The sequence below is a fragment of the Methanoculleus sp. MH98A genome (genome assembly GCF_000691865.1).
Taxonomy (GTDB): domain Archaea; phylum Halobacteriota; class Methanomicrobia; order Methanomicrobiales; family Methanoculleaceae; genus Methanoculleus.
This window is the reverse complement of sequence record NZ_JMIO01000027.1, coordinates 1-10,497: the sequence shown is the minus strand read 5'-3', so window position 1 is coordinate 10,497 and position 10,497 is coordinate 1. Positions and strand designations below refer to the sequence as shown.

The 10,497-nt window shown below is 53.8% G+C and carries 10 protein-coding genes and 3 pseudogenes; 7 read left to right on the top strand and 6 right to left on the bottom strand.

Annotation, left to right across the window (positions count from 1 at the left end):
• Positions 1-85 precede the first annotated feature (85 nt).
• The 3 genes and pseudogenes from EI28_RS04920 to EI28_RS04915 all read left to right on the top strand — a co-directional run bounded on the left by EI28_RS04920 (position 86) and on the right by EI28_RS04915 (position 2,174).
• Positions 86-1,345 (top strand): nucleotide sugar dehydrogenase, encoded by a 1,260-nt coding sequence (locus EI28_RS04920; RefSeq protein ID WP_048113156.1) that lies wholly within the window; start codon positions 86-88, stop codon positions 1,343-1,345.
• Between the two features lie 104 nt (positions 1,346-1,449).
• Positions 1,450-1,560: pseudogene (locus EI28_RS15430) on the top strand (NAD-dependent epimerase/dehydratase family protein); the annotation flags it as partial.
• A gap of 89 nt (positions 1,561-1,649) precedes the next feature.
• Complete coding sequence (locus tag EI28_RS04915) at positions 1,650-2,174, top strand: glucose-6-phosphate isomerase family protein (protein ID WP_231476594.1); 525 nt, start codon at positions 1,650-1,652, stop codon at positions 2,172-2,174.
• Between the two features lie 321 nt (positions 2,175-2,495).
• Here EI28_RS04915 and EI28_RS04910 read toward each other — a convergent pair whose 3' ends face one another.
• From EI28_RS04910 to EI28_RS04900, 3 genes are read right to left on the bottom strand one after another with little or no spacing between them, the layout of a single operon-like run.
• On the bottom strand, positions 2,496-3,467 hold the full coding sequence (locus tag EI28_RS04910) for a lysylphosphatidylglycerol synthase transmembrane domain-containing protein (RefSeq protein WP_048113154.1): 972 nt from the start codon (positions 3,465-3,467) through the stop codon (positions 2,496-2,498).
• The gene (locus EI28_RS04905; protein WP_048113152.1) at positions 3,451-4,167 is read right to left on the bottom strand and encodes a glycosyltransferase; all 717 of its coding nucleotides are present in this window, start codon (positions 4,165-4,167) and stop codon (positions 3,451-3,453) included. The genes EI28_RS04910 and EI28_RS04905 overlap by 17 nt, the downstream gene beginning before the upstream one ends.
• On the bottom strand, positions 4,160-5,482 hold the full coding sequence (locus EI28_RS04900; RefSeq protein WP_369792250.1) for an NAD(P)/FAD-dependent oxidoreductase: 1,323 nt from the start codon (positions 5,480-5,482) through the stop codon (positions 4,160-4,162). Before EI28_RS04900 ends, EI28_RS04905 begins: the two co-directional genes overlap by 8 nt.
• Before the next feature lie 6 nt (positions 5,483-5,488).
• Between EI28_RS04900 and EI28_RS14735 the strand changes: the two are divergent.
• The 3 genes and pseudogenes from EI28_RS14735 to EI28_RS13390 all read left to right on the top strand — a co-directional run.
• Positions 5,489-5,761: pseudogene (locus tag EI28_RS14735) on the top strand (transposase); the annotation flags it as partial.
• 8 nt (positions 5,762-5,769) lie between these two features.
• Positions 5,770-6,108, top strand: a complete 339-nt coding sequence (locus EI28_RS14730) for a hypothetical protein (RefSeq protein ID WP_048113150.1) — start codon at positions 5,770-5,772, stop codon at positions 6,106-6,108.
• Positions 6,109-6,119: 11 nt separating this feature from the next.
• Positions 6,120-7,733 carry a glycosyltransferase family 39 protein gene (locus tag EI28_RS13390; protein WP_082223087.1) on the top strand — a complete coding sequence of 538 codons (1,614 nt, stop codon included), beginning with the start codon at positions 6,120-6,122 and terminating at the stop codon, positions 7,731-7,733.
• A gap of 205 nt (positions 7,734-7,938) precedes the next feature.
• On the opposite strand, the gene EI28_RS13120 is transcribed toward EI28_RS13390, so the two are convergent.
• From EI28_RS13120 to EI28_RS15420, 3 genes and pseudogenes are all read right to left on the bottom strand, one after another.
• Positions 7,939-8,199 carry a transposase gene (locus tag EI28_RS13120; protein ID WP_052379672.1) on the bottom strand — a complete coding sequence of 87 codons (261 nt, stop codon included), beginning with the start codon at positions 8,197-8,199 and terminating at the stop codon, positions 7,939-7,941.
• Positions 8,166-8,594, bottom strand: a pseudogene (locus tag EI28_RS15425) (transposase). The gene EI28_RS13120 and the pseudogene EI28_RS15425 overlap by 34 nt, the downstream one beginning before the upstream one ends.
• An 8-nt stretch (positions 8,595-8,602) precedes the next feature.
• A complete protein-coding gene (locus EI28_RS15420) occupies positions 8,603-8,758 on the bottom strand; it encodes a transposase (protein WP_369792249.1) in 156 nt (51 codons plus the stop codon).
• A gap of 363 nt (positions 8,759-9,121) precedes the next feature.
• Between EI28_RS15420 and EI28_RS04885 the strand changes: the two genes are divergently transcribed.
• The gene (locus EI28_RS04885) at positions 9,122-10,051 is read left to right on the top strand and encodes an SDR family oxidoreductase (RefSeq protein WP_048113148.1); all 930 of its coding nucleotides are present in this window, start codon (positions 9,122-9,124) and stop codon (positions 10,049-10,051) included.
• The last annotated feature ends 446 nt before the right edge of the window (positions 10,052-10,497 follow it).

The window sequence follows — 10,497 nt, the reverse complement described above, 5'->3', positions numbered from 1 at the left end:
ATCGTAACCCCGTGAAAAATCGTAGCGTTCAAGTATGACACAGGAGAATATTCTACACTACTGATACTCGCGGGAGCTCGTCACTATGGTTCAGGAATCACTCAAAGATACAACAGTCTGCGTCGTCGGCCTCGGATACGTCGGGTACCCCCTCGCCGACGCGTTCTCGCGGCACCTCAGGACGATCGGCTACGACCTCGATACGAAGAAGATTGCCCGGATCAACGCCGAACCGGGCAACAACGTCATCGCCACCACGGACCCCGCCAGGATCCGTGAGGCCGACGTCGTGATCATCGCCGTCCCCACCCCGGTGACGAAGGCGAAAGACCCCGACATCTCCTACGTCGTCTCGGCCGCCGAGACCGTCGGCCGGAACCTCAAGGACGGCGCGATCGTGGTCCTTGAGTCGACCGTCTACCCCGGCCTCACCGAGGAGATCATGGTACCGACCCTTGAAGAGGCCTCCGGCAGGACCTGCGGGAAGGACTTCTTCGTCGGCTACTCCCCCGAGCGGATCAACCCGGGCGACGTCGACCACACGCTGGAGAAGATCACGAAGATCGTCGCCGGCATGGACCCGGCGACCACCGAGCGCCTCGCCGCCCTCTACGGCCTCGTGACCAACGTCTACGTCGCCCGCGACATCCGGACCGCCGAGGCGGCGAAGGTGATCGAGAACGTCCAGCGGGACATCAACATCGCTCTCGTGAACGAGCTCTCGATCATCTTCAGGAAGATGGGGCTTGACACGAAGGCGGTGCTCGAGGCCGCCGGGACGAAGTGGAACTTCCACAACTACCGCCCCGGCCTCGTCGGCGGCCACTGCATCCCGGTCGACCCCTACTACCTGGTCTACAAGGCCGAGGAGCTCGGCTACCACCCGCAGGTGATCCTGGCCGGCCGCGCGATCAACGATGCCATGCCCAAGCACGTCGCCGATATCGCGATCAAGGAGTTGAACCGGGCCGGCAAGGTGATCCGGGACTCGAAGGTCCTCATCCTGGGCCTGACCTACAAAGAGAACGTTCCGGACACCCGGGAGAGCCCGGCCGGGGAGATGGTCCACGAGCTCAGGGAGTTCGATATCGATGTGTATGGCTATGATCCGCTCCTCGGGCCCGCCGAGATCGAGCGGTTCGGGGCGAAGCCGGTCGCGTCGCTCCAGGGGCTCGAGGGGCCGGTGGACTGTATTATCGTGAATTCTCCGCACGGGGTGTTTGCGGCGCTGACGCTGGAGAAGGTCCTTGAGATCTGCAACGGAAAACCGATCATCGTGGACGTGACGGGGATGCTCCGGAGGAATGACGGGGTGCGGGAGGGGTGTGTGTATTGTACGTTGTAGGGGCCGAACCATTGATCCCCACATCCCCATAGATGAGTAAACAGCACCGTGTGAGCCTTATCCGAGTAGAGAACACCTAAACCGCCCATCATCAGAATCTCTTCATGCGCTCCATCGTCACCGGCGGGGCTGGCTTCATCGGCTCGAACCTTGCGGACACCCCGGCACAAAATCACGACGTCGTCATCACCGACAACCTCGTCACCGGGCGGCGGGAAAACATCGAGCACCTCCTCGACCACCCCAAGCCCAGTGCTACTGGTCCAGTATCCTTCCTGAACCCTCCGTCCGGACCCTCAACGATATGCATTGCGTGCTGGCCAACCCGGACCAGTCCGGCGACACGCCCCTGTATTTCATGTACCGCGACCTCGCCTTCACTGCGGAGGATCGTGCGTACCTCAACGAGCAGAGTCTGCGGTTCGACATTACTGTCATTCCTCCGGGAACTGTGCGCGGGGAGTATGTCAAGACCAAAGGGCACTATCACCCGCTCAGCCCGTCAGGCATCGGCTATCCCGAACTCTACCAAGTTCTCGCGGGGGAGGCGCTCTACCTCCTCCAGCGAAGCGATCTCCGTGATGTCGTCGCTTTCATGGCAAAGGCGGGGGAGTTCGTCCTCATCCCGCCTGGCTACGGGCATGTGACCATCAACCCCGGGATGGAGACGCTCGTGATGGCGAACCTGATCTCGGCCGGTTTCGCAAGCGAATATACGTTCTACAAGCAGATGCAGGGCGGGGCGTACTACCTGATGGAGGTAGGCGGGTGGGTGCGGAACCCGGCGGTTCCCCCAATTAAGGGTGATCCCTGCGGGGGAGGTGCCTGAACCGGGCATCTGGCATGGCAGGGAGATCTATGGGATGGTGTCGGGAAGGGAGGATCTCTCATTCCTGAATTCGCCGGAGAAGATACCAGATCCCCCTGTCGTACATAGTTCGACAGATTTTATTTGTACTGGCCCGCAGGGGGTAAATCAGACGTGGTCGTGCACGAAACGGCACGACTTCTGCTATCGGGCTGGCAGTCTCCAATTTCTCCCCTTCCTCAGATCGCCCAATCTCGACGTTCAATACTTACTCGGAAATTATCCAGAGACCCATTAAACTGGATTTATACAATACATTTGGTGTAACAATCTCAACTTGCCTCAGGACTCACTTAACTCCTCCTTGGAAAGACCGCTCCAGAACGAGTGCTTCATCAGACTCACCGACCAGTCACCAAAGTAATAGAGGGACACAATCCCACCGGCAAGGGTGACCAGATTCTTGACCAGGTGGTCAATGACGGCGATCACTGTTGCAGTCGCCGGGGCCATCCCGGCGAGTTCAAAGGTGATGACAAGGGCAAACTCGTAGGTTCCAACGCCGCCGGGTGTGATCGGGACCGCTTTGACCAGATTCCCGATGACGATGGCGAGCATGATGACCATGAAGGGGAGGCTCTCGTCAAACATCATGACAATAACGGCGCAGACCAGTACATCCATAAGCCAGATCCCGATTGAGGACGACCCAAGCACAAAGGCGCTCCTCATGCTCAGGGAGGCTGCCCTGACCTCTGTGAGCATGCTATAGAAAATGCCGAGATATTTGTTTTCAGAGTGACGGTTACCCGTCAAGAGCAAGAAGATAGCAAAGGCGGCCCCTCCAACGATCGGGATGACGATAAGAGGCAGAAACCATTCTGGTGTTGCGATAACGAAAGGAAGCGCAAGCAGACCAAGAAGAGCAATTGTCACCACGTCAAATATCCGCTCGACGATAAGGGACGAGACGCCCTGCGAGTAGGTTGCCAAACCTTCGTGTTTAAGGATGAAGATCCGGACCAAATCGCCAAGGCGAGCAGGGACAATAAGGTTTGCGGTCTGGGAGAGGAGGATGCAGGCCGTGGAGAAGGTAAGGCCGAGCCGGACGGTGAGCCCGCCAAGGATCGCCTGGTATCGCCATCCCCGCATAACCCATGCAAGGGCGCAGATGAGGACGGCGAAGGCCAGATACAGGGGATGAATATGGGCGATGGTGACCATGAGGTCATCCCAGACCCGCCATAGCATATACGCCAGAATTCCGAACGCAACCAGGGACGGGATGAGGATCGCACTAACTTTTCGCCACATGCAACTGCCACCAGAGCCCGATAATCTGTGACCCCATCGAAAAGACATCCTTAAAACGCACGGTTGTACCAGGTCCCTGTCGCCAGACCACCGGGAACTCAGCCACGTGATAGCCCTTTCGCTGCCCCCGAACCAGAACCTCAGTATCCCAGAACCAGTGTGTGGCCTGAATTTCAGGGATCAGATTGAGGATCCGCTCTTTTCTGAACGCCTTGAAACCACACTGGTGGTCATGGAGCCTGCTTCCAAGGAAAACGCGCACAAGAAGGTTGTAGCCGCGGCTTGCGATCTCCCGCCCACCGCTCCGGACGATCCTTGAATCCGGCATTAGCCGGGATCCTGTGGCGATATCAGCGCCATCCCGGATCGCCCCAACGAGTTCAGGCAGGTGGGCGAGGTCAGTCGCGAGGTCGACATCATAATAACAGACAATACGATGAGATGCGGCCTTAATAGCGCGGTTCAGAGCCCTGCCCCGGCCGAGGCGCTCGTCGGCATGGAGGAGCCTGACGCGGGGATCTTTCTCGTGCCATGCCTGGATGAACTCAGCGCTTCCATCAGTGCTCCCGTCCTCCGCGACGATCACCTCAAAAGCGTCGGTGATTTCAGAGAGTGCAGCGACAGATTCAGGAATCGCTCGTTCAAGGGCGAACCGGTCATTGAAGACCGGCAAGATCACCGAGACGCCGTCTTCAGCCATGGTTCCTCTCCATGATCTTCCTGGCCGCTTCTTGGCCGGCGATGATCGATCCCTCCATGGAACGTTCGGGATAGTTTGGAGGGGAGAACATTCCGGCGAGGGACAGCCCATGCTTCTCGTATGCAGGGATAAGATCAGCAAAGCCAGTGGTGTAGACAGGGCCGGCAAAATGCTCCACCGCAAGTTCGCTCCAGTGAATCGCACTCTCAGGGACCGAGAACCGGCGGCAGAAATCAGAGAGCATCGTTTCCTTCAAGCTGGGTGCTGGTTTTTCCCCAAAATAGGAGGCGAGATAGACGATATCCTCACCATACCGCTCACGGGGCACGAAATTCGTGTGGGCCACAACAGCCCCATATGGGGCCGTATCCTTCATATTCAACCAGTAAATGCCATCAGTAACGTCCCGGTCGAGTCCGATGGTCATGCAGGCCGCACCCTGGTACGGCACCGCGGTGAACTCTCCTATCCCGCTGAGACGTGCGACCTCCTGGGGGGGTATGGTGGCGAGAACCGTATCGAAGGCCCTGCCATTGACGAGCCATTTTTCTCCCACTCTTTCTATCGAGGTTGTTGGGATTCCTTTCTCAATGGTACACCCGTTGTTGAGCAGACGCCGTTCCATCTCATCGACAACCAGGTGCCAGCCGCCGTTCAGGTATCCGAGCCGCTCCCCCTCAACACCGCGGTCAGACCTGATGGCGATCCTGGAGATGAGCCAAGCAGCCGAGACTTCGTTACGCCGGTCCCCGAACTTGCTCCGGAGGAGGGGCTCAAAGAAGGAAGTATAGATCCTCTCGCCGAGGTGTTCTCTGATGTATTCAACCGCGGGAACCCTATCCAGGGGCCCGAGGTCAAGACTCTTCGCTCGTAGTGTAAGAAGACCAAGACGTACCTTGTCGGTGAACGAGAGGTGGGGATAGCGGAGGATCTCGATCGGGCTTGTCAGCGGATGGATCGCTCCATCCACGCAATATCCGGTAGAGCCGTTGAGCCATTCGAGGCAGTCTGAAAGACCGAGTTCCCTGAGGAGAGAGAACAGATGTTCATCACTGACGAAGCAGTGGTGGTAATAGTGCTCAATCCAGTAGTCCTCTCGATTATAAGAGGCCAGGCAGCCACCGAGGAAAGGCCTGCTCTCGAATATCGTGACTTTAGATGTATCGGAGAGCGTTTGGGCGGCAGTTAGTCCTGAAAGGCCCCCTCCGATAATGCAAACATCCACATAGCGGTTTAGATGAACATATATAAGGGATTTTCGAAAAACCCCGTTTAATCCAAAGTACTTTATATCACGAATCGAAGTATTTCCCATGAGAACATTTACCAATTTCGCGATTCGGCACGATATGCCACCCTTGCTGCTCTGGGTGATCGTCTGGGTGAGATCAGCGGTCTGATCGACTGGGGTGCCTTTCGCCCTCTCCTTGCCGATCTCTACACGAACACCGAGGGCCGAGGCGGTCGCCTGAACTATGATGTCGTTCTCATGATCCGGCTGCTGGTGCTTCAGCAGTGGTATGGCCTGTCGGATCCCGAACTGAAGCGTCAGGCGACAGACCGGATCTCGTTCCGCCATTTCCTGGGGCATCCTGAGAATCCATGGACAAGACTATCCACCGGGCGACCCGCGGTCATCCTCTGTCGATCAAGGAGAATCGGTGGAACAAGGCCATCAGCAGAACCCAATCACTGGCGGAACGACCGTTCGCTGTGCTGAAGCGGACGTTTGAAGCAGGACATCTCATGGTCACGACGGTTGCCAGAGTACGGGTCAAAACACCTTCTCCTGTATGGATTTCAATCCCAGGCAACTCCTCACTCTTCAAGCGCAAGCTGCCGAGTGGCAGCTCTCAAGAAGGAAGAACGCAGGGCAAGACGGAGCAAATGCGTGGCGAGAGAAACGGGTTAATCATAATCCTCATATATATGTCTGACTAATAGAATATCTCATGAAAAGAGACTTTAACCCAATCTCTGATAAAATATTAATACTTATAGCATTTATAGGGACGCTTTTCGTATTATCTCCCTATTTGCCATTGGGTTACGATATGCCAGGCCGGGACTCAGGCGTATTCATCTATGTTGGAGAGCAGATACTTGATGGAAGGCTTCCTTATCTAGATGTTTGGGATCACAAAGGTCCACTTCTTTATTACATTAACGCTTTCGGAATATTACTAGGATTTCACTCCCATTATGGTTTGTGGGCAATCCAATTTATTTTTATTTCCCTTTCTGCACTGGTTTCATTACATCTATTGAAACTCTCTTTTGGTAAGATCCCTGCAATAGCCGGTACTTTTTTTTGGTTATTGAATCTCCATATTTTAATCGAAGGGGGAAATTTAACCGAGATGTATGCACTGCTTTTCCAGTTTCTCGCCATATTATTCTTTTTATTATCAGAAAGGCGGAACTCCCTAAAATATATGTTTTTGGTAGGAATATTCATCGGGCTATGTGTGGCATTAAAACCAAATATACTAGGCATCGCTATCGCTGCAATAATATTTTCTGGATTAAAAGGGATAACTATAAAAGACTATTATTATCCCCTCAAATCAACAGTTATTCTGATTATAGGCGGGATTTTACCTTTATTCGTTTTTTTAGTATATTTTATAACAAATGGTGTGGCATATGATTTCATTGATCAATACATACGCTATAACCTCATATATTCATCTACCCCCATATATCTAAAACTAAAATCAATTTATTATGCGTTTGATTTAATTTACGGAATCATGTTCGTGATTGGCGCGTGGATTCTCACCTTAACTATCACGGCAGCACACTGTAATACTAAATCCATGCGAGATTTCATAAAAAATTATCCATTAATAATATTTTCAGGAATATTGTTTCCATTGGACCTAATTCTTGCCTCTAGTGGAGGGAGGAATTATGGCCATTATTATATGACTTTACTCCCTGTCCTCAGCATACTATTTGCAACTTTGATCTGGTATATCTTCAAGTGTTTCAAGTCGGAATACAAGATAAAATTGATGAATTACTGCTTAGATGGAGTAAAAATATTAGTAATTGTGATACTTCTTCCTATGGTACTTTACTTTTTTATAACTACATCCTTTAGTGTTGCAGGTAATATTTACTCCCAGAATCACGATGAACATGAAATAGTGTCATATATCAAAGAAAATAGTCTTGTTTCTGATACAGTTTTATTCTGGGGTGCTGAAACGAGCCTCAATGTTATGTCGAATCGCAATGCACCGACTCGATATGTATATCAATACCCACTTTTCACACATGGATATGCAAAACAATCCATGATGGATGAGTTTTTACAGGACTTAAAGTCAACCCCTCCAAAATATATCATAGATTCTTCTTCAACAAATTCGATTGTAATACCGATCAATCAAAGCAAAAGAATAGAATGGAGTCCATCAAATCCAAACTATGTCTCGAACATAAATTTTGAGGATTATTTTAGCTTTATTGAAGATTACTATTATCCCCTAAACAACGTTTCTAATGAGTGTCACTGGACTGTCTATGTACTTAACAATTCTACCAATACTTCAGGATAAAGCATCATGGACACGTTCCCGGGCGCGGACGGCATCTTCCACTAGGCAGCCATTCCATCCGTGCCCCCTGACCTCCCGGTGAGTTAAGCACATGGGTAACGTCTCAGATTTTCTGTAATTTGCTTGCGTCCGGTTTCCTTGCCTGATCATTCTTTCTGCGCCGTCAAATACCTTCTGCCGGTGACCCACTCCTCTTTGATGTCCATCAGGATGATCCGACCCTCTGGAGGAGGGATTCCTCATTTGGGGACACGCCTACGACCTTGATCCTTCGTTTTAACTCCTCATTAACCCGTTTCATCATGTTGGTGGTTCGGATCCGCCTCCAATGCCAATTCAGGTCGTCGGAGAGATCCTGAAGTCCTTGTTCACTTCCATAGGCCTCCTTCAGGCTCTCTACAACCTCCTTCTGGTGCTTCCGGGGAATATTTCTCAGTACTGCCCAGGTACAGTAGACTGAACACATCTGCCAGATCCACCGAGGAAGGCGGCTGAAGCTGCCTTCTGGATGCCGGTGAGTCCTCGTTCTGTGAGGTCTTCGAACACTCCCGACCAGAGCTCTTCATTCTCACACTCCGTGACTCTCGCTCCCAAGATCTCTCGGCACCCGTCTTCTCGCACCCCGGCGACCACGAGAACCGCCTTAGTGACGTACTGTGCTCCGTCCTGCATTTTGTAGTAGGAGAAATTCACAAAGAGGTATGGGAGCGCCTATTCGATCGATCGCAGGAGGAATACCTGAACCTGATCGTCGAAGTCTTTGGCCATCCGGGAGACCGAGGCTGGAGAGAGTTGGTCGATCCCCAGATGACCGACGATCTCCTGGATTTTTCTCGTTGAGACCCAGCGAAAATCAGAGATTTTCTCGACTAAAAACCCTGGAGATACGACTCAACGATTGCATTCACCAGGGCCTTCTCCACCCGGGTATAGCGTCCAAAGACCTGGGTCTCGAAGGGGAACTCCCGGAACTGCGGTTTCTGGAGGATCGTCTCGCCATACCAGGGAGTGACATTCTGCGGAATACCACTTCGGCAATATAATCTGCGATAAGCGCTAAGGGATTCATGGCCCTGTTTCTCCTTTTGCCAAATCTAGGTTGGATTAAGGGCCAATTTAATTTTACAGGAATTTCGTTACGCTACCCTTTGTGCTGCACTTTGATGCGTAATAGGGAGGTTTAACTCGATTTTGTGACTATCCAAGAGTGTTATAACAGAACCTCCGAAAGATAGGGTTGACCCTAGATCGAACCAAGATCCGAACAAAAGGGACCGAAGACCCCAACAACTTATCGATCATTACGACGCGGAACTCTGGGGCCAGATCGGTTATCCCACCAGCACCATTCAGAAACCCCTAAACCGCCCCACCGCCATAAACTCTTCATGCGCTACATCGTCACCGGCGGTGCCGGCTTCATCGGCTCGAACCTTGCCGACACCCTGGCACAAAATCACGACGTCGTCATCATCGACAACCTCGCCACCGGGCGGCGGGAAAACATCGAGCACCTCCTCGATCATCCCCGGGTGAACTTCATCGAGGGGAGCATCACCGACCTCGACCTGCTCATGGATACGTTCCCGGGCGCGGACGGCATCTTCCACCAGGCGGCCATCCCCTCCGTGCCCCGGTCGGTGAAGGACCCCCTCGCCTCGAACGAGGCGAACGTGACCGGCACGGTGAGCGTGCTCGTGGCGGCGAAGGACTGCGGGGTTCCCGCCGTCGTCGCTGCCTCCTCCTCCTCGGTCTACGGCGACACCCCGGTCCTCCCCAAGCACGAGGGCATGATCCCGAACCCGCTCTCCCCCTACGCGGTCACGAAGTTTGCGGACGAGTGCTACGGGAAGGTCTTCTCGGACCTTTATGGTATCAGGACGGTCTTCCTCCGCTACTTCAACGTCTACGGCCCCCGCCAGGACCCCAAGTCCGAGTACGCGGCGGTGATCCCGAAGTTCGTCACCCGGCTGCTCGATGGGAAGCCCCCGATCATCTACGGCGACGGGGAGCAGACCCGGGACTTCACCTTCGTCGCCGACGTGGTCCAGGCGAACATCAGGGCGATGGAGAGCGACGTCCGGGGGGCCTTTAACATCGCCTGCGGCCGCCGGATCAGCCTCAACCAGCTTGCATCCACCCTTATGGATATCATCGGCACCCGGTGCGATCCCATCTACGAGGCGCCACGTGCGGGCGACATCCGGGACTCGCTCGCCGACATCACCCGGGCCCGGGAGGCGTTCGGGTATGATCCCCGGTACCCGGTCGAGGAGGGGCTCCGGCAGGCGGTGGCCTGGTTCCGGGAGCGGGCGTAACGATGCTCTCAGGGCAACCCGGAGACTCTGGTTTTGAGTGGAGTTCGGAGATTCTGAACCGGGTGCCCCCCCTGCCCGGTCTGGAGCCTGACTCCTCCCCGGCCCGCTACCCTGCGCGCCGGACGGGGAGGCCATCGGTCGCTGGACGATCTATCCCATGAAATCTCCCCAATCAGACTGCTTTTCCTCGATAAGGCCTCATATTATGTAAATTCCACTTGAACCCCCTATCGTAACCCCGTGAAAAATCGTAGCGTTCAAGTATGACACAGGAGAATATTCTACACTACTGATACTCGCGGGAGCTCGTCACTATGGTTCAGGAATCACTCAAAGATACAACAGTCTGCGTCGTCGGCCTCGGATACGTCGGGTACCCCCTCGCCGACGCGTTCTCGCGGCACCTCAGGACGATCGGCTACGACCTCGATACGAAGAAGATTGCC